The sequence below is a fragment of the uncultured Shewanella sp. genome (genome assembly GCF_947501225.1).
GTDB lineage: Bacteria > Pseudomonadota > Gammaproteobacteria > Enterobacterales > Shewanellaceae > Shewanella.
Genome location: NZ_CANMUW010000022.1, coordinates 39,186 through 64,964 on the forward strand (window position 1 = coordinate 39,186; position 25,779 = coordinate 64,964).

Sequence of the window (25,779 nt, forward strand, 5' to 3'; positions counted from 1 at the left end):
ATAATATCTTTAAAATGATAGCCCTAACTCATAGGGCTAAGATGAACTATTTGTAAGAAATTAATTCGATATGCCTGTGAAGCTGCAAGGTGACTATTCAGGATATATACAGCCACCAAGGGTGGCACTAGCTCATTGAGACGATCTCGTTACGGGCAAGGTGTAGCTTTTGCCACCAAAGCAGTGGCGCCAACAGCAGGATCAGAACGATGGCATATAACATGCTCTCAGCGAGAGCGACGCCTAACATGACGCAAAAAACGCTACTTAGGCACACCAAGGGCAGATACTTTTTGCTCAACAGCTTAGCTGCGGCAAGCATGGAGGCCAGATAGATGATAACAAACACGCCATTACTCCAGGCAATAAGGTGCTCAAGCTCCTGGCCGGAGATATGAGTCAGCACTATCACGCAAGCCATAGCCAACAGTACCGCACTAAGTGACCTTACCGGTACACTATGGGAGTTTAATGAATCGAAATAACGCGGCAATATTCCCTCCCGGCTAAAACTCCAGATGAGCCGGGACACGCTCGCCGTGTACACGTTTACGGTGGCCAAGCCTCCGGCAATGCCAAGAACACCGATAACCTCTGCGCCAAACCCTCCGAGAAGAGTATCGAAAGCACTCACCATAGCCAGCCCAGATTCAGGTTCAGATGATGTCAACAAGAGCAGTGCGCTGCAGGCAATGTACACCAACCCCACCAGCACTGTGCCGATCATCATCGCCGGGATCATATCTTTACCGGGATCCTTAAAATCGTTAGCCAGGTGTGTCATGGCCTCAACCCCCAGGAAGCTCCAGAAGGCTATCCCTGCGGCAGCCAGTACCATGGTCGAGTCGGTCGAGCTCCCTGAGACAAAATCCCCGAGCTTGCCGATATTCATCCCTCCGGCACCACACATCAGTACTACGACACTTACAATCGCCAAGGTTAAGGCAAACTGTAGCTTGGCCGATATATGGATGCCTCTGAAATTAAGCAGAAAAAGCAGGACTAGCAGCCCCATCTCAGCCCCTAGTTGACCCCAACCGGACAGAGGAACAAGCGCATTTACAAATTGGAAGGTCATTAATATGGCAGCAGGTGCACCCAGAGGCACGACCAACAGAAAAATGAGACCTATGGTCCGTCCCGCCGTTCGCCCAAATGCTTTCTCCACAAAGTAGGCCGGACCCGCTGCATGGGGAAACACACTCGCGAGTCGACCAAAAACGAGTGTCACCGGAATAATCGCCAAAGTCAGCAGCAACCAGGCAAGCAAGGCCCCGCTGCCTGCGGTAGCGATTGTCATCTGTGGAAGAATAAAAACGCCGGTTCCCAACAAAGTGGTGGCCATCAGACCTGCGCCCTGCCAGCGCCCTATAGTGCCTTTTATATGATTCATTTGTACTACTACAGTGATATTGATAGCCTAAGTATAAATGTTAACAAACATACAAGCTGCCGTTGTTAACCCGCACAAACACAGCATGAACCGCCATAATGTCGGCAATAGACACCAATACCATCATAATGTCGGCCAACAATATTGTCACCACGAGAATGGGGAACAGATCTTGGACAAATTAGATAAATTTGATAACGCGATCATCGCAGAGCTCAGACAAAATGCCCGACAAAGCATCTCTCATATCGCCGATGCCGTCAGCCTGTCACGCTCTGCAGTTTCCGAGCGGATAAAAAAAATGGAGCATAACGGCGTGATCAGGGGCTACCAGGTTCTGCTCAGTGAGTCTCAAAAAGAGGGGGTATCGGCCTACTTCGAGATTCAGCACCAGTGTCCCAGATGCGCCGACGTAGTACATGTGTTTCAGAACATTCCCGAAGTCGTGACCTGCCGCGGCATTACCGGCGATATGGATCTACTTGTCTATGTGCAGGCAAGTTCGATGAGAAGGCTACATGAGATACGTGAATATATCGATGCACAGACTGATATCATCAAGATAAAAACCCACGTAGTACTCAGCGAATGGATAGATAATCAAGGCTGAGAATCAAATTAACGCCCCATATTACTCTGCTGTTCTCGTCTTTGCAGATATAGATGATCCAATTGAGACGATGCGATAAGCACCTGCTTTATTTTATTGCCAAGCTCAATATCACCTTCCGACTGAACTTGTTTTTTTTCTTCAGTTACAGATCCTGATTCAAGCTTCGCCGCATAATGTTGAGCCAGTCGCAGAATAAGATGCTCGGCCTGATTTAAAGTGCCGTGCTGAACCTCTTTGATAAACAGCAGATGAAAACTATCGAACAGCAGGTCAAACAGCAGTGCATCGTCGAGTGAGGTCAGGGTAAAACGCTCATCTCCCTCCCGATAGCTCAACGCGGCGACAAGGTTTACCACGGTAGTCATGTTAGTGGCACCGGTGAACAGCTCGCACACCTCGATATCCTGACTTAAATAACCCTGCAGCAGGTAAGCACACTCGGCTTTTGCATGCTGCTGCCCAAATGCCTTAATCACACCCATCTCAACCTCTTTATCGGTATAAACGCACCGGCATTGGGATCACCTGAAAAACCTCTGCCAGTACCGTCTGAAAATCCAGTGCCAGATGAGCAATACCACGATAGAAATCGGTTTGAGAATGTTCGATGGCAAGTTCGAAGCAGCGGTGGGACCAGGGCAACATATGATGCTGCAGTAGCACACTCACTGTTCTACGAACGGACTCATCATCGGGATTTACGACTAACAAGCCCAGAAGCTGGTCTATCACACCAAAAAACAGGGCGATGTGGTCCTGAGGCTGATTATACTCCAACTCAAAATCGATCCCTTGCTGCTTATAGAAGGCTAACAACTCGAGTGTGGACTTGTCATTGAGTAGCAGCTCCTCTCCCAGATACACCGAACCCCAAGGCATGGCTTTGGGCTCTTCGGGACCGAAAAACAGCTGACCATAATCGAGTTTCAACTCATCGAGCCGTTCAGCCGAATACTCTGACAGATATTGACTCAGTGCCGCTCTTCCCGTTTGGTTGGCACTCGATTGACCGAACCCAGGCCAGGTCTCTGCGACGTCAAATTGCTTAAAGCTATTTAATAACTCATCGGTTGGGTAGCTGAGTAAAGTGTTATGCAGAATACGTGCAACGCCTTGACCGGCTTGAAAATCGAATGTGTTGATTGATGGCATAATAGACCCAATATACAGATTAAAGGCGCCCGGTGGGCGCCTGATACGGTTCAACCATGTATGAACCGGCTTAAAATTAAACTTCTGACAAGTTTAAGATCTGTCCTTCGCCACTACCCGCCGGACGGCCGTTGACATTAGCCTTGATGATCAGGTTAGGAGAGGTGATTGAAGGTGATGGCAGCGGAGCAATATGACCGTCTCCATCACCATATTTAGCGCGCAGGTTATCCATAGTATCGAAGTCCAATGCACGTAGCGGACAAGACTCGACACATACAGGCTTACGACCCTCTGCGATGCGCTCAAAACAGCCGTCACACTTAGTCATCACCTTACGCTCGCGATCAATCTGCGGCGCATCATAAGGACAAGCTCGTGCACAGCTCTCACAACCGATACACAGCTCTTGAGCCACGTGAACCAGACCATCTTCACGACGCTTATGCATGGCCCCTGTAGGGCAGGCTTTAACGCATACCGGCTCAGAGCAGTGGTTACAGCCGATAGACATGTAATAAGCAAATACATTTTGCTCAAAACAGCCGTTGTTACCCTTGGTCCACTCCCCGCCACCATACTCATACACGCGGCGCCAGGTTACCCCCTCCAAAGCAGGTAGAGCATTCCCCTCCGGATTGCTGTTATTGCGAATTTTGTTGCTTTGACGGTCTTTGCAAGACACATGACACGCCTTACAACCACTGCATTTAGTGCTGTCTACATAAAAACCATATTGAGTCGGTTGAGTCATAATTAACTACTCTCTTAAATCTTTTTAATTGCAACACGGTTAGTGTGCTGTGGATTACCTTTAGCGACAGGGCTCGGCTGATAACGGGTTAGTGTGTTGATCGCACCACCTTCATCTATGATATGACCCGTGCTGCCAACTGTGTTTCCAGGCTTAAACCAGGCCCCCTGACCCAACGCAAACACGCCAGGCGCGACACGTGGAGTGATGCGCACCTTAACGGCAACCGAACCACGCTCGTTATACATCTCAATCTTATCGCCGGAGCTCAGATCGTTCTCTGCCGCATCCATAGGGTTAACCCATACGGCGTCTTCTACCGCCTCACGTAGCCAGGGCACGTTGTGATAGCTTGAGTGAGTGCGTCCCTTAGTGTGATAACCCGCTAACTGAATTGGGAAATCGGTGCTGGTGTCTTCATCTTCATAGCCATCCCAGGTCACTGTGTACTGAGGAATAGCCGTGATGGTGTCACCCTTAATCTTGGTAGGGTTGTCGACACTGTTTTCCTGATCCCAGTTAGTCGCGCGCCATGCAAGCTCGGCTGAGTAGATCTCAATCTTGCCACTTGGGGTCGACAGGGGTTTCCCACCCTTGATATAGCTTTCCAGGGCAACATGGTTATCGTTCATGTTTTTACGGAAGAAACCGACCTTCTGCGCCTCTTTATAGGTCGCCGGGAATGCAGGCACAACACCTAAGTTGTTGCTGTTGTCTTTCGTCTTCTGGTACAGCTCTTCCAGCCACTGCTCCTCGGTCTTACCTTCGGTAAATTCGGCTTCACACCCCATATACCTGGCAATCAGCGCCGCGGCCTCGTACATAGACTTACAGTCCCACATAGGCTCAATCGCAGACTTCATCGCGGTGATATAACCCATTGCCCCCGAGGCGTAGCTGTCGTTAACCAGGTCATTTGACTCTAACCAGCTGGTATCGGGCAGGATGATATCGGCAAACTTAGCCCCCGGCGTCATCCAGCAGTCACAGCTGACAATCAGCTCCACACCTGTCTCATCTTCTAAGATCTTAGCCGTGTTGTTGATCTCGGCGTGCTGGTTCAGCAAGGAACTGTCTGACGCAGAGATGATGACCTTGATATTGGTACCCAGTGGCGTATCCAGACCATCTGTACCGCGTACACCATGACTGCGAGCAGTCATATTCTTGCCGTTATGGATCGCTTCAGACCAGGTAAAGAATGAGATGCTCTCTTTAACCGGATTACTGCCCGTTGGAATACCGGCGCGCGACATGCTGCTCATATATGGCAGCTCACCATTCGATGAACCAAGCGTACCCAGCTTGGCCGTTAATACAGACAGCATGTAGAGGGCGCGCATACTCTGCTCACCATTGGCTTGACGGTTAACACCCGCGCCCACAACGATATAAGGTTTTTCTGATGCCATCAGATCATCGGCAATCAGCTTGAGCTGCGTAGCCGGAATACCGGTGATCTTTTCTGCCCACTCAGGTGTCTTCAGCGGCTGATCGGCATAGATACCCTGACTTAAGATGTAATCACGGTAGTTTTCCTCCGGCTTCATCACCTTAGCGTATTCCTGCTTGGTGGCATCGCCACTGGCGGCAAACAGCTCTTTCTGCGCTGAGATAGAGGCTGCATCGAAACCGACGGCATACTTGTTGATGAAGTTAAGGGAGTTCTGATCGACCCAACCGGAACTTATCATCAGATAAGCGATGGCTTCGGCAAAGGCCGCATCGGTTCCGGGACGGATTGGCAACCACTTAGACTCCTTGCCTAACATAGAGTCGGTGTAACGAGGATCGACCATCACCACTTTCAAGCCGTTACTCTTTTGCAGCGCCTTGAGGTAGTCATAACCTTCGCCTGAACCCGACTGACGAATTTCGCTGGGGTTATATGCCACGCCCAGCAGGAAGTCACTGTTTGCCAGGGTCACCGTCGATGAGCCCGAAGTACTGCCGGTACCGAATGTATGCTTTGCCGCTTCCATCTGCTGCGCCCAGGAGTAGTTGCCATAGGCATTGAGGCAGCCGCCGTTTAAGTTAAACAGGCGATTAAAGCAGGCATTAGATGCGAAACCATAGTAAGCGCCCGAGCCGTAGCTGCGGAAGATAGCCTTATTACCATGTTCGGCGATCACAGAGGTCAGCTTAGTGCCGATAGTCTTGGCCGCTTCATCCCAGCTGATAGGAACAAACTTTCCTTCACCACGCTTACCGACACGCTTCATCGGTGTTTTTAAGCGATCCACGGCATAAGTTCGCTGGCGCAGTGAGCGACCGCGGGCACAGGCACGCACCTGGTAGACATCATCACCATCGGTAACGTCATGATCGGTTTCGACGCGGGTGATGACACCGTCTCGGCTAAACACCTTAACCGGGCAGTTTGAACCACAGTTTACCAGGCAAGATGACCAGGTGATCTGCTCTTCACCTACAGGCGGCTTCGGCGGCACAACATTGGCGTCATCTGAACTGGTTTTACAACCTGTTACGCTTGCTGCACAACCCATGGCTGCACTCATTTTTAAGAAACTTCTACGTTCCATTAATATTTCCTCTTACGATTGCTCTAACGCAACAAATAGCTAAACGACAACATCACTTGGTGCGCGTTATAGTCATGGTTAAGCTCACCTAACGTGGTTAGCCCCGGCACAGCGTTGGTCGCGACCTGAGCCGCATCTGTGTCGTAATAACGTTCATATTGATAACTCAGCTTCAATGCCATCTGTTTGCTCAAGGCATAATCGGCATACATACGCACGCTGTGGTTATAGGAGAAGTAGTCACCATATGGCTGGCTGCTGTTGGCCGTGACAAGGGTGCCACCGACCGAGGTGTCACTGATTGAGTTGCTGAACAGGTAATCACCGCCCAGGGTGAGCTTGTCCTGCATCAGGCCGCCATAACTAAAGCCGGCGCCTATATTGATAAACTCATCTTCGATATCGGCGTTCCAATCCGGGCTGGAGAAGCTCTGGCTACCGGCTTGTGCCGAGTTGATCCACTGCTGACCGGCGAAACCATAGGCCGACAGCTGCTTGCTAAGTTGCAGACTCAGATTGAGGTCATAGCCAAAGTCTTCCGATTCGGTCAAACCTACCTCGGTGGCATCATAATCATCTTTGGCGTAACGCCCGGTTACGTCGATACTCATCCAGGGTAGGGGCGTGTGGTTAACCTTAAGCTCGACGGCATTACGTTTACGATCCGCAAGGTAGTACTTGCGCATCAAGGCGTTTTCTTGTGAAGAGGTGATCTCGTTCACCTCATAATCCGAACCACCGCGATTGCCATGGCTGGCTTTGAGGTTGACGTTGAACTTGTCGAAGGCGCTTACATTGAATTTGGCCCACAGACTATCTTCATTGGTCTGCTCGCGCTCGCTATAACTACGGTCGATCTCTTTCCTGTCATAACCGGCTTGCAGGCGGTAACCGCTGGCAATGCGATAGCTGGCATTGACCTTATAGGTGTTGCGCTCGATATCCTGGGGCACATTTTGCTTAAATGCGCCGCTTAAACCGTTGTAGCTGTACTGGGTGAACTCCCACACAGAGCTCTTGTTATCCCGTTTACTGTAATCGACGCTGCCGCCTAACCGCAGACGATTGCTCAACATAGAGGTCACAGCAAAACGACCGTCAAGAGTATCTATCTGCCCATCCCAGCTCTGCAGCGGATTGCCACTCATCTGAATAAGCGCGTCATCCTGGATCATCCGTCCCGTAACCAGGCGCCCGCTCATCACGGTGCGATTGAGCTGATACTGACCCGAAAGAGACACCTGATGCGCCTCATTATCCGGCGTTGCCGAGTACACATCATTCATGTGAGGCAGGCTAAGATCTGTGATGTTATTACTGTAATAACTGCCGAAATAGCTCAGCTCTGTTATCCAGTTATCACCGGCTAGCGATGCGCCGGCATCGAGTTGCTTAGTGGTAGCATCGACAGGTATGCCAAAGTTAACCGGACTTGGGGCAACAAGACTCTTCGATTGATGGCCCGTTTTATCTTCCTGGCTATAACGGATGAAGGTGTCATAGAACCCCTCTCCATAGCTGAAGCCTATCGCCGACTTCTCGCGTTTCAGCGCCAGATCGAACTCATTGGTGTAGGGGCTCGGGGTTAAGATTCCATTGTTATGCCAGAGCTGACTCTGCACATCCCCCGCCTGATAACTCTTAAGCGATTGATAATCCAACTCCAGCTCATACAGACTAGATTTACCCACCTTGATGTTGGCAAAGCCATTATCCATGCCCAATTGGTGAGCCTGAATTTGCGCCTGATAGCCGGTTTCATTTTGATAACGGATATCACCACTCAGGGCAGCAATCACACCATCTTCGGCGGTTCCAAGAACGTTACCGGCATGAATATCATCCACAGAGTTGTAACCCGCCGAGACCGATACCTCAACGTTATAGCCATCACTTGAGACACAGCGTTTACATTCGTACTTATCAAAGTTGATCGAGTCAGTGTTGGCGTTACCGACACCGAAGTTTGTCGCCATCGCAGAGCCTGAAACGGCAAGGAGCGACAGTGTGATGATATTGAGTTTAAATCTCATAATATTGCTCCCTATTAGCGCTGCAGCAAGCTGCCTGACGGATGGTTAGAACCATGGATCTTGCTGTGACAATTCAAGCAACTCTTACCGCCACCGAAGGCATCCATTCCCGGTTCCTGCACGACTCGACTGGCATGACCATCTGACGCATGGCACTGCTGACAGAGTTGAGGTGCGCGACTCTTCAGCATCCCCTCATTGACGCTGCCGTGAGGGTTATGACAGGTAACACAGTTTTCCGTAACCGGGGCGTGTTCCCATAAAACCGGGCCACGCTTCTCACTGTGACATGAATAGCAGGTATCATTGATCGTCGGCTTATTCAGGGCGCTTTCACTCATAGAGCCATGGGGTGAATGGCAATCGATACAGGTCATCTGGTCCCACTTCAGCGGGTGAGATGAGCGCTTATTCATATCCGCTTTCTCTTTGGTATGGCAGGAGCTACAGGTGTCATTCACACTGAGCTTATCCAGAGCAGGATCTTTGGCGCTATGCAGAGTATGACAGTCAGAGCACGCCACCTCTTCAAGATTATGGGTGCTGCTGTGCCACGCCATCTGTTTAGGATCGTTATGACACCCCTGACAAACACTGTTTTGTGCCGAGGCTGAAAGCTTGCTCTCTTTACCGAAGGCGATCATCGGCTCCTTTCCGCCCCTGTTATGCTTGCCCTGAGGCCCATGACAGGCTTCACACTGCAAGCCGGCCATCGGCGACTGCTTATTGTTCATCTTGCCGTGGGTACCATCGAAAATAGCCATAACGGCTTCATCTTTACGATGACACATCAGGCAGGAATCGGCGCCTTTCGGTGAATAGTCACCAGCCGAAAATTTTTCAGCTAACTTTTGCTCAAGTTGTTCACCGGTGAGATTTTGCCAGGGAGTAGCATGTGCACTTAGGGATAAACACAAGACAGTGAACACCCCACAAAATAAGTTATAGAAAACACGATAAATCATTAACTCGACCTTAGATAAATAACAAACAAAGTTATTAACCGGAATAAAACAATTAATAACATTCAGTTTAGGTATAAATATTTTAGGGGAATTAAATATGAAATTTCATTTGTTAAAAATAATCAAATAGAACTGAGATACAATTAATAAATATAAAAAACCTGTGATATAACACCGCAAAAGCCGATAATGAATATCATTTCCAAATACAACAAATGCATACTTAACCATTTGAAAAACAAGGAGGTCGAGACTCAGATCAAGTTACAATGGTTACCGTTTGTTAAAGTCTGCACCTCAGCTTGTTAACTGTAAGTTTGAGCCAAAAACAGTAGCAATATGATGAAGTTCAAAATAATGAGATGTTGTTGTAATGAATAAAAAAACAGCATCGAGCCAGGTGAGTAAATGACATACATAGAAACTATAGTTATGTGCTACGCCCCCCAACAAATGATATTACTAAGGTGATCTACGACTCATATAACATAATATAAAACTACATAAGATTTTATTTATCGATAGTGAAATGTAAAAAGTTTTATTCATAGTTTATGGTGAATATATAAGGCACGCCCTGCTCATCAGGAAATAAAATAAGGTTCATCTTAGATATGCGTTAATAGCTGTGTTTAGCCTGGCAAGACGAGAAAGCATAAGCATATAAATTCACCTCAGGGTGGCCATCAACTAACTCCTGCTAAAAAATACTCCTTTAAACTGATTCGGGGTACAATATCGGCATCAATCACCGGGTACTTATCCATGCAAATCGACAAGACAGCAGAGCTAAATCTATTATGGGGCACTCTAATACTCGAGGAGCTGGCACGCCTCGGGGTTCAACATGTATGTATGGCACCGGGCTCACGCTCGACTCCCCTGACACTCGCCGCCGCAAAACAATCTAAGCTGAAACAACATCTGCATTTCGATGAACGCGGGCTTGGCTTTATGGCATTAGGCCTCGCAAAGGCGAGCCAGGCTCCGGTGGCCATCATCACCACCTCCGGAACCGCAGTCGCGAACCTCTATCCGGCGATAATCGAAGCCTGGTTAACCCATGTTCCCTTGATTGTGCTCTCCGGCGACAGGCCCCCGGAGTTGATCGATTGTGGTGCCAATCAGGCCATCATCCAGCCGGCTATCTTTGCACAATACGCCAGGCAGGTTAACCTGCCGACACCGGATATCGCTATTCGACCCGAGGCGCTGCTAACCACGTTAGACGAAGCGATCAGCAACCAGAGCCAACCCGTTCATATTAACTGCATGTACCGGGAACCACTGTACCCGTCGACCATGAGTGCCGACTTTACTCAATACCTGAGTACACTGGGTAATTGGCAACACACAAGCTCTCCCTTTAATCAATACGGTAAAGCCTCACTGCAGAGCCTGCCAACTCAGGATTCATTAGCCCGCTTCGTTCATGGAAAAGGTGTCATCATTGCCGGCACCCTTTCGCCACAAGAGTCGCCGGAACTTCTTGTCGAACTTTCGCAGAGATTAGGCTGGCCACTGCTCACCGATGCCCAATCTCAGCTCAGACAGCACTGCGGTGTGATAGGGCACGCAGATCAACTCCTGCATCAACCTAAGGCCAGGGCGTTGCTGACCCAGGCTGAATCTGTTTTGGTATTTGGCGGACGCTTATTGTCCAAGCGGCTCATCAGCTTCTTAGACGAGCAGAGATGGAAGCGCTACTGGCAGGTATTACCCCGACAGATGAGGCTGGATCCGAGTCACAGCGCCAAGCAGATTTGGCATTCGGATATATCCGAATTTGTCTCCCTTGATTGGCCACGATCATCCGACGCTAACTGGGCACTGCAACTGGTACAGTTTAATGATGGACTTGAGACCCTGTTTCAGCAGCAGGTTGACAATGCCGAGTTCGGCGAGGCCATGGTCGTTCGTGCAATAGCTAAGGCTCAAGGCCGCCAAAGCCAGCTCTTTATCGGTAACAGCCTGCCGGTACGCCTATATGACATGTATGCTCCGATCACCCCCGACTCCCCCCGCATATATACCAATCGCGGAGCTTCGGGCATCGATGGCCTGCTCGCCACCGCCTGCGGAGTCGCCAGACAGGAGGGGAAGGCAACCACGTTACTCATCGGCGATTTATCCCAGCTACACGATCTAAACTCTCTGGCTATTGCCCGAACGATTGAGACCCCCTTTGTCATCGTTATTTTGAATAATGATGGCGGCAATATCTTTAACTTACTGCCGGTTCCCGACGAGAAACTCAGGAGTGATTATTACCGCCTGGCCCATGGGTTGGAGTTTGGTTATGGTGCGGCGATGTTCGGCTTGGCCTATAACCGTGTCGATGACTTCGGGAGTTTTAACGAAGCCTACACAGAGGCCATAGACTTTCAGGGGCCCTCGGTAATTGAGGTCTCGGTAGCTCAGGATCAAGCTAGTGAACAGATATCCCGCATTGCAACCTGGGTTAAACAGAGCTGATGTTAGCCCACTTGTGTCACGGAGATAGCCGTAAGCCCACTTTAGTGATGCTGCATGGCTTTCTGGGAAGCAAACACGACTGGGACTGTCTTCTCTGCGATCTCCTGCCGCACTTTTACTGTATCTGTATCGATCTCCCCGGCCATGGAGAGAGTCCGGCGCTGCCACCCGGGCCATCAGGGTTTGAACGCGTCGCAGATATGATTCAAGCTACGCTCAGCAGTTTATCCATAGAGAGATACCACCTGTTAGGTTATTCATTAGGCGGGCGTATCGCGCTTCACCTGGCACAGGCTTACCCGGATAAGCTGCTCAGTCTGAGCCTGGAATCATCCCACCCGGGGCTGCAGTCGGAAGAGCAGAGAGAGGCAAGAACCCGTAACGACCACCTCTGGAGCGAGAAACTCGCCTCTTTACCCATCGAGTCATTTCTCTCACAGTGGTATCTGCAGGGAGTGTTTGCCGAACTGACTGAATCGAAGCGCCAGGCTTTGATACGCAAGCGCAGTAACAACAGATCGAAAGCCCTGCTCACTATTTTTGAGTCCACATCTCTCGCAAAGCAGCAGGATCTGTGGCATCTACCCAACCAGCTACAGCTGCCCTGCCACTATTTCACGGGTAAAGATGACAGCAAATTTTCAGCAGTGGCATCGAAATGGGCAAGCATAGCAGGTATCCAAGTCCATGTTATTGCCGATGCAGGCCATAATGTACATCTGGCATCTCCTGCACTCTTCTGCCGGCAACTTATCAAACACTTAATCGAGGATGTGCAATGATCATCACAGCGCTTCAGCTTTATCAGTATCAGATCCCCCTAGACAGGCTACTGCCGGTCGGCTGTCAACGCATAGATATTCGCAGAGGGTTAGTATTACAAGTTGAAGCCCAGGCAGAGACAGGAGAGACGCTCTCCGAGCGGGTTGAGATAGCCCCGCTCTCCGGGCTGGATATCGATGGTAACCCGCTGCATGGTTTCAGTCAGGAGAGTCTGGCTCAGGTAAGTGATAAGCTTGAAAGCCTGCTGGAAAAGTTTGTAGACGCACCGATAGATCACTTGTTGGAAATCACTGCCATTGAAGCGCTTCCGTCCCTGGCCTTCGGTCTCAGCCTGTTACACGCCAAGCTATCAGGACAACTCAACGGCCACTCGATATCTCAGGAACAGAAGATAATCCCTCTGCTCTACCGTAACAGTGATGAACCGTTAAGCGCACTGCATCAACGCGTCCGGGCCATGCCTGCGCAGGTGCACTCAGCCAAGGTGAAAGTCGCACAAACTTCGCTGGAAGAGGAGGTTCAGCTCATCCATCAGATATTGGCCATCAGGCCGGATCTGAAACTCAGACTAGATGCAAACCGGGGATTCAGCCTCGAACAAGCTATCGACTTCGCAGCTTGCATCCCTCCAGCCTCTATCGAGTATATCGAGGAGCCATGCCAAAGACCGGCTGACAACGCCGCCTTCTATCAGGCAGTGGCAATGCCATGGGCATTGGATGAGAGTCTGAATGATCCCACGTATCAATTTTCCATGCAGCCGGGGCTGACCGCTCTGGTTGTAAAGCCGATGCTGATTGGCAGCCTGGAAAAACTACAAAAGCTTCAGGCCAAAGCTGAACATGCCGGTGTCAGGTTTATCTTAAGCTCCAGTCTGGAAGCCACTCTCGGCATAGAGGCACTGGCTAAGTTAAGCCGGATAATGACGCCCGATGAGATCCCCGGGCTCGATACTCTCAGCGCCTTTAGCTGTGATCTATTAGTCAGTTCCGGAAAGGCTCGCTGCCAATCATTGAGCGATCTCACCTTAATAAAAAGCTGTTAGGAGCAGGCCTTGGAAGCGTTACTATCACCACTTCATCAGGCCGCCAGGCAATACCCTAACCAGATCGCACTGACTCAGACTCTGGGCGGAGTCAAACAAGAGATCGATTACCGGACTTTGAGCCTGAGAGTCATTGCACTCGGTGAGCAACTTACCGCAAAGGGGCTTGGCAGAGGCGACCGCCTTGCCTGTATCGATAACAACTCTGTCGAGTTAGTCATGCTTTACTGGGCCTGTATCGATCATCAGATCCTCTTCTGCCCTCTCTCGCCCCGCTTTCCGGCGACTCAGGTCTCAGCGCTCATTGAGTTACACCACCTGAATTTTTTATGGACGGGTAGTGCTTTCACCGACTTGCTAACTGAAATCCCGGCACCGAGTGACTGTGGAGGCTCAAACAGAGTCGAGCCTACACCAGTCACGCTGGATTTCTCTTTAATAAGCGATAGAGCACCGGCCAGTGTCGATTACTTCGCCCCCGCCAATATCATTTTGACCTCGGGAAGCAGTGGCCAGCCTAAGGCCGCCGTTCACAGCCTGAATAATCATAGGGTCAGCGCCGAGGGCTCGAGGAGCTTGATAGCGCTCGATCCCGGTGATGTCTGGTTACTCTCTCTGCCGCTCTTTCATATAGGCGGGCTTGCCATCATCAACCGCAGCGCTCTAGTTGGGGCTACGGTGGCACTGCAAGACAGGAGTGTAGGCCTCTCCATACAGATATCACGGGATAAGATCACTCATCTCTCTCTGGTTTCCACTCAACTGGTGCGCTTACTGAAAGAGGATGTTGATTGTCTCAAGGGGGTAAAGTCACTGCTTCTCGGTGGCGGAGCCATATCACCGACGCTCCTGGAGCAGCTGAAGGCGCTCTCGGTTAGCTGTTTTACCAGTTATGGTATGACCGAGATGGCTTCTCAAATCACCACAGGGCCGGCAAGCAGTGACGGCAGCAGTGGTCGGCTGCTGCCGGCAAGAGAACTTAAGATTGTCGATAAGAAGATCTATGTGAGGGGAGAGACACTCTTTCTCGGCTACCTCGACGCTCAGGGCGAAAATGATATCAGAGAGCATAAACTGCTACGCCCAACGGATGAGGAGGGGTGGTTCTTCACCAAGGACAGAGGGTATTGGGACACTGAGGGTAAGCTTCACATTCTCGGACGCATAGATAATATGTTTATCTGTGGCGGAGAAAATCTTCAACCTGAAGAGGTGGAAGCCGCACTCAAGCAACACCCGGTTATCGAAGATGCCATCATATTTCCACGACCCGATGAGGAGTTTGGCCACCTTCCCGCAGCAATAGTAAAAATTAACCACTCTCAATCAGCTATGCCGTCATATGAAGAGTTAACCCAGTTCCTCGCCGATAGAGTAGCCAGATTTAAACGGCCCAGAGTCTATTACCCCTGGCCGAAAATTGAATCGACCAGCCTGAAGGTGTCGAGAAAGCGGGTTATTGAAGAGGTTTTAAAAAAGATGTGAGTCAGTGATTCTAACGCTAAGATGACGGCTCCGCCTATTCGACGGGCTTCGCCCTATTCTGTAGGAGGGGCTTTAGCCCCGAGGTTCAAAGGTTCATTCTTTCCCGGCTAAAGCCGGTCCTACAACCTACCAGCGAAGCATCGTCTCAGCTCTACCAGCGAAGCGTCTTCTTAGTCTTAGACACAAAAAAACCTGCCGTAGCAGGTTTCAGTTATTCCGTTTTGGGAGGCGGTTAAGCCTCCATTCGCCCTTTAAGCTTATTCATGGCATTCTTTTCAAGTTGCCTGATACGCTCGGCCGATACCTGATAGGTTGCAGCCAGCTCCTGCAGTGTCGTCTTATCTTCATTTAACCAACGCGCCTGAAGAATATGCTGGCTACGCTCATCAAGCGTCTTGATGGCAGACAGAAGGCGAGCCTGATTATTCGCTTCCAGGTTATCGTTTTCTACCTGAGACGCCAAATCTGATGAGTGATCTTCCAGATAATGCATAGGAGCATAATCCTGATCGTCATCATTATCGCTGGCGAGATCGAAAGCGGGATCCTGAGCCGCCATACGCGACTCCATCTCGGTCACATCGGCTTTGGAAACGCCCAGATTATCGGCAACCATGCCGACCTCTTCATCGCTGAACCAACCCAGGCGTTTTTTAGATTTACGCAGGTTAAAAAAGAGCTTACGTTGCGCTTTTGTTGTCGCGACTTTGACTATGCGCCAGTTTTTAAGCACATATTCATGTATTTCGGCTTTAATCCAATGAACGGCAAAAGAGACCAAGCGAACACCGACATCGGGATCGAAGCGCTTTACCGCCTTCATCAAACCAATGTTGCCTTCCTGAATAAGGTCAGCTTGCGGTAGACCGTAACCTGAGTACCCTTTGGCAACGTGCACGACAAAACGTAGGTGAGACATAATCAGCTGCTTCGCAGCCTGTAGATCACCCGTTTCCTGCAAACGCTTGGCTAGCTCATACTCCTGCTCCGGCTCCAACATAGAGATGTTGTGGGCCGAGTGGACATAAGCCTCCAGGCTACCGCTTCCCTGAGGAACAGTCAGTGCCATTGATTGCGTTTGATTAGTCATTCACGCTCCTACTCTTACATATACTTCAAAAATTCAAACTGCCAACTTTGCGTAAGTTAGCTAAGTCTTTTACCCGGCCATACAACAAGGCACTGTTTATAGTAAAAAACTTCCAATGAGACCGAGAAAGCCTCATCTGCCGCCTTAGAATCGATTAAGGTCAAGCTGATGAACTATCGGCGATCTGACAAGTTATGTCAACCTTGGACCTGCGGCGAGTGGTTTATTTTTGCCCTATCACGGTAAACAAAGCAAATGAAAGTTAGTTCATAAACGGTGGGAAACCGAACTCAGAAACCAATCGGCATAAAAGATAATTCCGGTTACTCAGTTTGAATGCCATAGGAGGTAAGCGGTAGGTTACCACTCCACCGACTATGATACGCCAATTATCACCGCAGTTATGAAGGCTCTATTGCCCTTAAGTGTTGACGTACCGAGAGATAAGAACCCAACCAGCCAAGAAACGAAGCTAAGCCGACTAGCTGAGCAAGCTCTATCAGGGTCAAAGACTGCATCTCCAACTGACTCCCATACAAGCCCAAAAGCTCAGCCAGCGCGCTATCGAGGTACCAGACGAGCAGGTTGATGATAATCCATGCCAGGACCCCGCCTATGATGCCATACCAGATACCGGTATATAGGAACGGCCTCTGAATGAAGGCTTCGGTCGCACCAACGAGCTTCATCACCTCAATCTCGGTGCGGCGGTTCATGATAGCCAGACGAATCGTATTGCCTATCACCAGCACCACGGCCAACACTAAGAGCGCGGCAATAGCGAGAACCGTTCGCTCCAGTAACCGCACAACAGCCTGAAGACGCTCTAACCACTCGATATCGAGCCGCCCAAAGCTGACCTCAGGTTCCAGCTCCAGCTTCTTCAATAGCTCACGGGCTCCAACCGGGCTGGAGTATTTCAAACTTGGCGTTACCGTAACAACTGCGGGCAGTGGATTGGTATCGAGGTATGAGAGTGCTTCGCCAAAGCCCGAAAGACGCTGAAACTCTTCCAGAGCCTGATCACGATTAATATAGTTAACCTCACTCACTTCAGGATATACCTTGATGCGAGTGATCAAACTCTTAATCGTCCTCTCACTTCGTCCTTCATCGATGAAGAGCGAAATTTCGGCGGCGCTGTTCCACGATTGAGTGATAGTTTCGGCATTCTTCACCAACACCTGTAGCGCCGCAGGCAGGCTCAGGCTGACCCCAAGCACCGCCATAGTCATAAGAGAAGAGATCGGGTTGCGCCACAGCTCTCCCATGCTGGCCATGGCATGTTGTATATGACGGATAAAGAACATCACAATACGACCCGAGATAGGCAACTTGCTTCTGGTTAACTGAGGTTTATTGCTCATAGTTATCCCTTAACTCCATCTGCCCTGGGGGTGATCTCTTCACCGCCCAGTACTCTTCCCTGCTTCAGGGTCAGGGTCCGATATTTCATCCGGGCGATGAGTCCAAGATCGTGGGTCGCTATGAGTACTGTGGTACCTGAGTCATTAAAGGTTTCGAATAGTCTCAGAATATCCATGGACAACTTAGGGTCTAAGTTACCGGTAGGTTCATCGGCCAACAGTAACGGGGGTTTATTAACGATTGCACGCGCAATGCCCACACGCTGCTGTTCGCCACCGGATAGCATAATGGGATGATGACGCTCCTTGCCATAGAGGCCCACCATATCTAACGCCGCTAATACCCTTTTCTTTATCTCGGCATGTGAGAAGCCTTCAATAACCAGAGGCAGGGCGACATTATCGAAAACACTCTTCTCCATCAACAGGTGATGATTCTGAAAAATCATCCCTATGTCCCGTCTTAAAAATGGAACATCTGCGCGGGAGAGGCCGGCTATATCATGCCCGTTAATTAATACCCGTCCGGCATTAGCGCGTTCTATCACAGTGATCAATTTGAGCAGTGTACTCTTACCTGCGCCGGAGTGGCCCGTTAAAAAGGCCATCTCGCCACGCTTAAGGTGAAAGTTAACATCAGACAGAGCTTGCTGCCCGCCAGGATAAACCTTACTTACCTGCTCAAATCGAATCATCTATCTCTCATTATTATTGAAAAGAGTTCTGACTACTTCTTCTCATCACTCTCTTGAGTAAAAAGCGCATCGATAAAGTCTTTAGCATCGAAAGTACGTAGATCATCGATCTGCTCACCGACACCTATATGACGAATAGGAATACCGAATTTATCGGCAATAGCAAAAATAACCCCACCTTTAGCGGTACCATCGAGTTTGCTGATTGTGATACCGGTTACACCTACGGCCTGTTTAAATAACTCTGCCTGACTTATAGCATTTTGGCCAGTACTCGCATCTAAGGTCAACATTACCTCGTGGGGAGCAGAATCATCCTGCTTTTTCATCACCCGGATAACTTTCTTCAATTCGTCCATCAGGTGAGCTTTATTTTGCAGCCTACCCGCCGTATCGGCGATTAAGATATCGATATTTCGGGCGCGAGCCGCCTGAAGTGCATCGAACAACACAGAAGCACTGTCGGCACCTGTATGTTGTGCTACGACAGGAATGTCGTTTCGTTGTCCCCAAACCTGTAACTGCTCTACCGCTGCTGCACGGAAAGTGTCACCTGCAGCCAACATCACCGACTTACCCTGGGCCTGGTACTGTTTAGCAAGCTTACCTATGGTCGTCGTTTTACCGACTCCATTCACGCCCACCATCAGGATCACAAAGGGTCCATCGGCATTTTCCGGAACGAGGGGAATAGAGACCGGCTCTAACGTTTTTTGCATCTCTTCACGCAAAATTTCATATAGCGCTTCACCATCTTTTAACTGTTTGCGGCTCGCTTGATCGGTCAGGCTATCAATTAGGCGAGTCGTCGTTTCCACACCGACATCGGCAATGAGCAGCTGCTCTTCAAGCTCTTCGAAAAGATCATCATCGATCTTTTTACCACTAAACAGGCTAATGAAACCGCTACCGATATTCTCACTGGTACGCTTAAGGCCTCGCTTAAGGCGGGCAAAAAAGCCCTCTTTAGCGGGTTTTACCTGTGGCTCAGGTTGCTGCTCTTCCTGTTTGGCCTGCTCTGCGGCAAGGGCCGCAGCTTCGGCTTCAATTCGTGCCTGCTCTGCGGCAAGGGCCGCAGCCTCCGCCTCAATACGTGCCTGCTCTTCCTGCCTGGCCTGCTCTGCGGCAAGGGCCGCAGCTTCGGCTTCAATTCGTGCCTGCTCTTCCTGCCTGGCCTGCTCTGCGGCAAGGGCCGCAGCCTCCGCTTCAATTCGTGCCTGCTCTTCCTGCCTGGCCTGCTCTGCGGCAAGGGCCGCAGCCTCCGCCTCGATACGTGCCTGCTCTTCCTGTTTAGCCTGCGCTTCGGCAAGGGCCGCAGCCTCCGCCTCGATACGTGCCTGCTCTTCCTGTTTAGCCTGCGCTTCGGCAAGGGCCGCAGCCTCCGCTTCGATATGTGCCTGCTCTTCCTGCTTAGCCTGCTCTTCCGCAAGAGCCGCAGCTTCTACAGCCTCTTGTGATTCAGCTACAACTTCCGCTTCTGGTGCACTAACTTCATCTTTCGATTTATCTTTGCGAAACCAGGAAAAAAAACCTTTCTTTGCCATGTGTGATACCAGTACTCAACTAACTGACTTAATTTTATAAACCGGAAGGCTAACAAGCTCTAAAACAGGAGCCAAAGGAAACCATCCAGTCATGCATTTTCTGTTTCTGACGTTTATCCGACGTATCTAATCGGCCACAATAACTCTTCGGAGTTCAACCACTTTATTTCCCAAACGCTGCCACCGTAACTTGAACTCATTTTATGGTGCACATTATAACCAGAAGGCTATTTATGACCAGAAAATAGGGGCAAATATGTAGAGATACGAAGCATTTCTGCCATTAACTATTAGGTTTTCACCATTTAGTTCTGCTTTGAGTTAAAATAACGCCTTCAACCAAGCGGGACAGTCTACCACTTTCTCACTTCAGGCAAAATCGCCGTACTATTTACAACCAATAATTCGGTTTACAGGATTTCAGATGGCTAAAAATCGACCTTCCTCTGGTCAAGTTCGTATCATTGCCGGACAATGGCGCTCTCGCCGCTTACCCATTAAAGATCTCGAAGGATTAAGGCCTACAACGGATCGTGTCAGAGAGACCCTGTTCAACTGGTTAGCCGGCGATCTCAGTGGCGCCCGGATACTCGATTGTTTCGGTGGCAGTGGAGCCCTATGTCTGGAGTCGCTATCCCGTTACGCAAGTTACGCCAGAGTATTCGAGCTGCAAGCAAGCGCAGCACAACAATTGAAAGAGAACCTTAAAACACTCAAGTGTGATTCATCGACTGCCGAAGTCATTCAAGGGGACACGCTGAAGTTATTGGCGGCTCAGCCAGATGAAGGGTTCGATATTATCTATATCGACCCGCCATTTCGAAAAGCGTTAGCAGAAAAGACCATCGAACTTATTGCTGACAATGGTTGGCTTAACGAAAACGCACAAATTTATGTTGAAACAGAAAGCGAAGTAGCACACCTGGTCGTGCCCGGCGACTGGGTTCAGCTGAAAGAGAAGAAAGCCGGACAGGTGATCTATCGCTTATACCAATATCAGCCTTAGATTTAAGCTACGAGCTACGAGCTACGAGCTACGAGCTACGAGCTACGAGCTACGAGCTACGCAGATTATCGGTACCATTTAAGAATTAAGAGCTATTTTACGAGAGCATTATGAAATTTGTAATTACTACAGGTAAGGCAGTCACCCTTTTTGCCTGGCTTTTAATGGCATATAACCTAATCATGCCATTTGAAGGTAACATAGGCATCATTCTATATATACTGCTGGCAATAACAGCATTTATGCACCTTTTTCAGGTGGTTATATTCCACACCTTATTCAAATCACTGCTTACATTGAAGCGAAGTGATTACCTGCACGTTTTCACATTCGGAGCGTTCAGCCTGCTGCAATACAGGAGTAAGGTGATGCAGAACTTAGGTAATGCGAAGACAAGGTAAGAGTGCCTAGGCTCGAGATGTGATAAGAGAAAGAAGAACAGCAGAGATAAGATCAGGCAACTCTGGTCTTATCGCTCTAGTCTAGCCAGCTAGCTCCTTATTGTAAGAACGCCCCAGCTAAGCAAGCTCCACTGCCACATCAAGGTTGTGAGTAATCAAGCAACGTCCTCTGAATCAGCTAATTTTCTGATTTCCACCAAGTTAGCTTTTTATTAAACTCAAAAATTAGAAACAATTAAATCGAAGAGATAAAAACCTACGTAGGCGCGGCTGTGACCTCTGATGTGAATGGATTCACACATGCCGTGTTGACATGGATGTCAAAGAGCGGTCGTGACAAGGTGAGCGTTCGCTTTGCGAATCTCTTCGACCAAGAGATAGGGATACCGGAAGCGGCTTTGAAGCGTCTGGAACACTTCAGACCATGGCGTTTGTGGATAAGTCTCTTACACCTGAAATTCATGCACAAACCCACTCCTACGCCATCCGTGGCGTTCGTGGATAAGTACATCCATGTACAAAAAAGCCCCGTTGATAACAACGAGGCTTCTTAATCACTCAGTACCGACGAAACGATACCATTGGCGACTCAATGCTAGATAGCATTATCCCTTAGGATATGGGTGAGCAACGCCTTTGTGACAATCGATACAAGTCTTTCTCTTGTCTTCAGCTTTCTTGAAGTTATTGCTGTGCATTCTCTTAGCCATCTTCTTCATAGACTCTGGCTGATTTTCATAAATGCGCTTGTGGCAGTTAGTACAAGTAGAAGAATCGATAGAGCGCAGGAAGTCACGTGCAAGCTCGGCCTGCTCTTTACGGTTTGCTTCTAACCACTCTTGAGTGTTGAAACCATCGATGGTCAAGAAGCCAATGATATCTTTAGAAACAACAATCTTTTTAAGAAGATAATTGAATGGCTCTTGTGGAATATGACACTGCTGACACTCAACAACGATACCAGACTTACCGCCACCGTGTGCAGATGCCAGTACTTCATCCTTCAAAGAATGGTTACTGTGACACGTCATACAGAACTCATCTGTACTTGTCGCGTGTAAGGTTTGTTGTGTAGCAAAGTAGCCAACAACACCGACTACAATACCAACCACTAGTAGGGCAAATATTGAGTATTTCGCGCTTGGTCTAAATAGTGCACGCAAGTTCATTACTCTTCTCCAAAATTTTTGATTATTATATCTAAACTTATGTTACTTCATCTCTTTGAGCCCGAATTATAAACTAGATCATACTGATTGATCTGGCTTAAATAGTACAAAATGAGACCTAGCTCTAACTCTATATTGCGAAAAATAGAAAATTGACCTTAGCTCAATTTATATTCAACATCACTAAAGTTAACCCAAAGCACTCACCTTAGCAACAGAACATATCTAATTAACTGATTAATTGCGCTTTTTATGTTTTTTCACATGCTTTTTATATTTATTAACTTCTTAAATGAAAAGTATTTACGAACCGTTCTAAAAAATTTTTATAAGAAATGAAACTTTTCCCGGCCCCCCTTGGTCTACTCATTCATAACCTGGACTCATTTTGCGAATAACAATAAGCATGTCGAAGCAATTAGCACATTTGGTATTAATCATCTCTCTGGTTGGGCAATTTTTGCTTACACCAGCGATGGCTATGCCAAGCTTATTGCACGATTATACACATGCGCAGATGTCAACAATGCTCCACTCCGGGATGAGCCCCGTTGCTGTATCTTCTGATAGTCTAACGACTCCACATGACACAGACATGGCTATGACACATGGCCAGCGTGACTGTGATATGGCTATGTCGGGCCATAAGCTTAATGGCGGACCAACTATCGATTGCGATGCACTCTGTAAAATGATGGGCGCCGGTAGCTGTGTGTCTCACTGTGCTTCGGCAACAGGCATCTTGACTCAACCTCAGGTAAGCGTGATATCGCAAGAATCCAGTGGAAAAGTTCAGGCGGATTTTTGGTCCCCCAGGACTTCCGAACTCTCCTCCTCAAATCCCCCTCCCAAGTTTGAGCTAGCTTAATCTTACCCATTTTAGACTGGCGCATTCACTGTGCACTCAAAACTTATTTTTGCCTCAGGAAAGACAGGTGCAAGTAGCTTAATCACCCCATAGCGTAGATCTCAACTCAGTGATCCCTATGTGATGAAAGCGCCATAATTTTCTGCACCACCTTGAGGCATATGCTCAAACTGGAGTTTATTATGAAAACATTAATTACAGCTGTTGTACTTACCCTTGCAAGTTTCTCCTCTATCGCTGCAAGCGTCTCCTTTCCGGACTCTCTGGTCGTTACCGGCATTAACGGAGAGAAGCGATTTGATGCTCATCAACCTCAGCTTTTAAAAGGTGAGAACTTAATTGAGCTGAGATACCATGATATTTTCGAGGTCAATGCCGATGATTCCGGGGCCTGGGTAAAGTCTGAACCTCTATATCTTTTAGCCAACTTCGACCAACAGCAGGAGTATCAGGCGGTAACTCCCAGGATAGATAGTGAAGATGAAGCCTATGATTTTATCGAAAATCCGGTGATCACACTTAAAGATAGTCAGGGTATAAACAGGAGCATAGCTCTACTCACTCACCAACAACTGATGGCTAAAGTGTTACTGACGAGAACAAACTAGCCATAAGTTTAAACTCTATAGTGCGTTGATTAGAAAAATTTCATATATAACAGTGATAAATGTGAATTACGTCAACGCGCTATTGCTTTCTCATGATAGACTTATCATAACTCATTATTCGGATGCATCATGTTTAAATCAGTTCGCCGTCACGCTTTAGTTTTTTTGGCCTTGCTCGCTATGTTGAGCCAAGGTCTGATGACTAATGGTTTGTCGATGGTGAGAAATGCTGAAGCCCATGAAGCTATGATGTCTGGGTCTCATGATTCAGTCATGATGAGTATGGGAGATGGAGCTGACTGCCACTCGAAACAGACAAGTGATACAGATCATTGCTGCGATACTGAGCAAGACGAAGTGCTTCCCGACACTGCTCAGAACTGCTGTGACGGCAATGGATTTTGCCAAGGTGATTGTAGCCACTGTCTCGTTATCTCTGTGACCGGCACTCTGTTTTATGCTAAATCCTGGCCTGGATTCAGCGCTTCCCAGCCTGCAATGGCCACTCAAATGCCTTATTTCCACTCTATCTCGTTAACGACAGATCTCAGACCTCCCATAGCTTGATTTTAGCCGGTTCAGGCCAATTAAAATCGTCAACTTTTTTGGTTGATACGCTATATCTAAAAACAATTATTTATCGATCCAATTTATATCAATGACTTCAGTCAGCGGTTTCGAAGCTACTCACATTACGTTGCAGGCCTCATTCCGACACGAGCTGATCACTGAATTGATTGCGATTACATTTATATTAGCCGTTAATTGTTATTCGCCTGCGAGTAGTTCAAGTTTCAGAAATACTACGCAGACAAGCGATATCACTACGGCCATCTATACGATGGAGTGAATTTATGAAAACCTTGTTAAGCCTTGTTTTATCTGCCTTTATCTTAGTTTCTATGGTGCCTGCAGCTTCTGCGCATCAGCACGAACATGGGCAACATGTCAGTGCCGATTATAGCTGTCCTATGCATCCGGAAGTGACCGGAAAGAAGGGTGATAGCTGCCCTAAATGCGGTATGAATTTAGAGTCAGATAAAGCTGCAACATCTAAACATCAGGGAAAAAAATGTGATTCTTGCCCTAAGCATAAAGCGAAAGCACATAAGGGGATGCATGCAGATACTCATGCCTGCCCTATGCACCCTGATGTGAAAGGTAAAAAAGGCGACACATGCCCTGAATGTGGTATGAACTTAACCGCCTCAAAAACTGCTTCCTGCAAGCACCATGGGAAAAAGTGTGACTCTTGCCCTAAACATAAAGCAAAAGCTCACAAGGATATGCATGCAGATACTCATGCCTGCCCTATGAACCCAAAGATCACAGGTAAGAAGGGTGATACCTGCCCTAAATGTGGGATGGACTTAGAGCCAATTAAAACGGCAGCTAACGAAGCAGGAAAACATGCTGCTCACCATAAGCAGTAGATAAGAGCGGAGATAAGGCATCATGAGTCACTTAGAATCAAACAGTAAGCACAACAAATTAGCCTACCTGCTGAGCCTGTTTATGGTTATCACCCCGCAGTTAGCGCATTCACAACAGCTAACACCTAATGTGAATAGCCAACAGGCTCATACAGAGCATAATCATAGGGATGTAAGTGCGGCAACTTACTCCTGTCCTATGCACCCGGAAGAGACCAGCCATGAGGCGGGAAGCCGCTGCTCTATCTGTAACATGTTCCTCGTTGAGGAGGAATCGGAGGAAGAGGGTCAGCACTCAGACCTGGCCGTTGCCGGGCTGAAAACCTATGTCTGCCCTATGCATCCACAAGAGACCAG

The 25,779-nt window shown here is 48.6% G+C and carries 24 protein-coding genes; 12 read left to right on the plus strand and 12 right to left on the minus strand.

The genetic code is table 11. From position 1 onward, the window contains the following. Nucleotides 1-127: 127 nt before the first annotated feature. A complete protein-coding gene (gene yjeH / locus Q1B47_RS20150; RefSeq protein ID WP_299797971.1) occupies nt 128-1,393 on the minus strand; it encodes an L-methionine/branched-chain amino acid transporter in 1,266 nt (421 codons plus the stop codon). 172 nt (nt 1,394-1,565) lie between these two features. Here yjeH and Q1B47_RS20155 point away from each other — a divergent pair, with 172 nt between their 5' ends. Beyond that, nucleotides 1,566-2,003, plus strand: coding sequence for an Lrp/AsnC family transcriptional regulator (locus Q1B47_RS20155; RefSeq protein WP_299797973.1), 438 nt, complete (start codon nt 1,566-1,568; stop codon nt 2,001-2,003). An 8-nt stretch (nt 2,004-2,011) separates the two neighbouring features. On the opposite strand, the gene Q1B47_RS20160 is transcribed toward Q1B47_RS20155, so the two are convergent. The 6 genes from Q1B47_RS20160 to Q1B47_RS20185 all read right to left on the minus strand — a co-directional run bounded on the left by Q1B47_RS20160 (nt 2,012) and on the right by Q1B47_RS20185 (nt 9,453). Continuing rightward, nucleotides 2,012-2,488, minus strand: a complete 477-nt coding sequence (locus Q1B47_RS20160) for a hypothetical protein (RefSeq protein ID WP_299797976.1) — start codon at nt 2,486-2,488, stop codon at nt 2,012-2,014. A gap of 10 nt (nt 2,489-2,498) precedes the next feature. Next, nucleotides 2,499-3,158 carry a molecular chaperone TorD family protein gene (locus Q1B47_RS20165; protein WP_299797979.1) on the minus strand — a complete coding sequence of 220 codons (660 nt, stop codon included), beginning with the start codon at nt 3,156-3,158 and terminating at the stop codon, nt 2,499-2,501. A gap of 76 nt (nt 3,159-3,234) precedes the next feature. Continuing rightward, entirely contained in the window at nt 3,235-3,912 is a 678-nt protein-coding gene (locus Q1B47_RS20170) for a DMSO/selenate family reductase complex B subunit (RefSeq protein ID WP_299797982.1), read from the minus strand. A 14-nt stretch (nt 3,913-3,926) separates the two neighbouring features. Then, nucleotides 3,927-6,455: a DMSO/selenate family reductase complex A subunit gene (locus Q1B47_RS20175; RefSeq protein ID WP_299797985.1), complete on the minus strand. Its 2,529-nt coding sequence runs from the start codon at nt 6,453-6,455 to the stop codon at nt 3,927-3,929. 23 nt (nt 6,456-6,478) lie between these two features. Continuing rightward, nucleotides 6,479-8,488, minus strand: coding sequence for an MtrB/PioB family decaheme-associated outer membrane protein (locus Q1B47_RS20180; protein ID WP_299797988.1), 2,010 nt, complete (start codon nt 8,486-8,488; stop codon nt 6,479-6,481). A 14-nt stretch (nt 8,489-8,502) separates the two neighbouring features. Then, nucleotides 8,503-9,453, minus strand: coding sequence for a DmsE family decaheme c-type cytochrome (locus Q1B47_RS20185; RefSeq protein ID WP_299797991.1), 951 nt, complete (start codon nt 9,451-9,453; stop codon nt 8,503-8,505). 765 nt (nt 9,454-10,218) lie between these two features. Between Q1B47_RS20185 and menD the strand changes: the two genes are divergently transcribed. From menD to menE, 4 genes are read left to right on the plus strand one after another with little or no spacing between them, the layout of a single operon-like run. After that, nucleotides 10,219-11,928 carry a 2-succinyl-5-enolpyruvyl-6-hydroxy-3-cyclohexene-1-carboxylic-acid synthase gene (menD, locus tag Q1B47_RS20190; RefSeq protein WP_299797994.1) on the plus strand — a complete coding sequence of 570 codons (1,710 nt, stop codon included), beginning with the start codon at nt 10,219-10,221 and terminating at the stop codon, nt 11,926-11,928. Then, nucleotides 11,928-12,710 (plus strand): 2-succinyl-6-hydroxy-2,4-cyclohexadiene-1-carboxylate synthase, encoded by a 783-nt coding sequence (gene menH / locus Q1B47_RS20195; RefSeq protein ID WP_299797997.1) that lies wholly within the window; start codon nt 11,928-11,930, stop codon nt 12,708-12,710. Before menD ends, menH begins: the two co-directional genes overlap by 1 nt. Next, complete coding sequence (gene menC / locus Q1B47_RS20200; protein WP_299797999.1) at nt 12,707-13,756, plus strand: o-succinylbenzoate synthase; 1,050 nt, start codon at nt 12,707-12,709, stop codon at nt 13,754-13,756. The genes menH and menC overlap by 4 nt, the downstream gene beginning before the upstream one ends. 9 nt (nt 13,757-13,765) lie before the next feature. Further along, on the plus strand, nt 13,766-15,241 hold the full coding sequence (menE, locus tag Q1B47_RS20205) for an o-succinylbenzoate--CoA ligase (RefSeq protein WP_299798002.1): 1,476 nt from the start codon (nt 13,766-13,768) through the stop codon (nt 15,239-15,241). Nucleotides 15,242-15,473: 232 nt separating this feature from the next. Here the strand turns inward: menE and rpoH are convergent, their stop codons facing one another. The 4 genes from rpoH to ftsY all read right to left on the minus strand — a co-directional run bounded on the left by rpoH (nt 15,474) and on the right by ftsY (nt 19,937). Beyond that, nucleotides 15,474-16,331: an RNA polymerase sigma factor RpoH gene (gene rpoH / locus Q1B47_RS20210; protein ID WP_299798005.1), complete on the minus strand. Its 858-nt coding sequence runs from the start codon at nt 16,329-16,331 to the stop codon at nt 15,474-15,476. A 401-nt stretch (nt 16,332-16,732) separates the two neighbouring features. Continuing rightward, nucleotides 16,733-17,698 carry a permease-like cell division protein FtsX gene (gene ftsX / locus Q1B47_RS20215; protein ID WP_299798008.1) on the minus strand — a complete coding sequence of 322 codons (966 nt, stop codon included), beginning with the start codon at nt 17,696-17,698 and terminating at the stop codon, nt 16,733-16,735. A gap of 2 nt (nt 17,699-17,700) precedes the next feature. Next, a complete protein-coding gene (gene ftsE / locus Q1B47_RS20220) occupies nt 17,701-18,393 on the minus strand; it encodes a cell division ATP-binding protein FtsE (RefSeq protein WP_299798011.1) in 693 nt (230 codons plus the stop codon). A gap of 32 nt (nt 18,394-18,425) precedes the next feature. After that, complete coding sequence (gene ftsY, locus Q1B47_RS20225; protein WP_299798014.1) at nt 18,426-19,937, minus strand: signal recognition particle-docking protein FtsY; 1,512 nt, start codon at nt 19,935-19,937, stop codon at nt 18,426-18,428. Between the two features lie 424 nt (nt 19,938-20,361). Between ftsY and rsmD the strand changes: the two genes are divergently transcribed. Together rsmD and Q1B47_RS20235 are read left to right on the plus strand one after the other, a co-directional pair. Continuing rightward, nucleotides 20,362-20,943, plus strand: coding sequence for a 16S rRNA (guanine(966)-N(2))-methyltransferase RsmD (gene rsmD, locus Q1B47_RS20230; RefSeq protein WP_299798017.1), 582 nt, complete (start codon nt 20,362-20,364; stop codon nt 20,941-20,943). A gap of 110 nt (nt 20,944-21,053) precedes the next feature. Continuing rightward, entirely contained in the window at nt 21,054-21,344 is a 291-nt protein-coding gene (locus Q1B47_RS20235; RefSeq protein ID WP_299798020.1) for a DUF1145 domain-containing protein, read from the plus strand. Between the two features lie 605 nt (nt 21,345-21,949). Here the strand turns inward: Q1B47_RS20235 and Q1B47_RS20240 are convergent. After that, a complete protein-coding gene (locus Q1B47_RS20240; RefSeq protein ID WP_299798022.1) occupies nt 21,950-22,513 on the minus strand; it encodes a NapC/NirT family cytochrome c in 564 nt (187 codons plus the stop codon). Nucleotides 22,514-22,919: 406 nt separating this feature from the next. Here Q1B47_RS20240 and Q1B47_RS20245 point away from each other — a divergent pair, with 406 nt between their 5' ends. The 5 genes from Q1B47_RS20245 to Q1B47_RS20265 form a co-directional block, all read left to right on the plus strand. Beyond that, the gene (locus Q1B47_RS20245; RefSeq protein WP_299798025.1) at nt 22,920-23,381 is read left to right on the plus strand and encodes a hypothetical protein; all 462 of its coding nucleotides are present in this window, start codon (nt 22,920-22,922) and stop codon (nt 23,379-23,381) included. Nucleotides 23,382-23,563: 182 nt separating this feature from the next. Beyond that, entirely contained in the window at nt 23,564-23,989 is a 426-nt protein-coding gene (locus Q1B47_RS20250) for a DUF2057 family protein (protein ID WP_299798028.1), read from the plus strand. 129 nt (nt 23,990-24,118) lie between these two features. Continuing rightward, a complete protein-coding gene (locus tag Q1B47_RS20255; RefSeq protein WP_299798031.1) occupies nt 24,119-24,556 on the plus strand; it encodes a hypothetical protein in 438 nt (145 codons plus the stop codon). A 287-nt stretch (nt 24,557-24,843) separates the two neighbouring features. Then, nucleotides 24,844-25,422, plus strand: a complete 579-nt coding sequence (locus Q1B47_RS20260) for a heavy metal-binding domain-containing protein (RefSeq protein WP_299798034.1) — start codon at nt 24,844-24,846, stop codon at nt 25,420-25,422. 22 nt (nt 25,423-25,444) lie between these two features. Then, on the plus strand, nt 25,445-25,779 hold a 335-nt coding region (locus Q1B47_RS20265; protein ID WP_299798037.1), incomplete at its 3' end, for a heavy metal-binding domain-containing protein.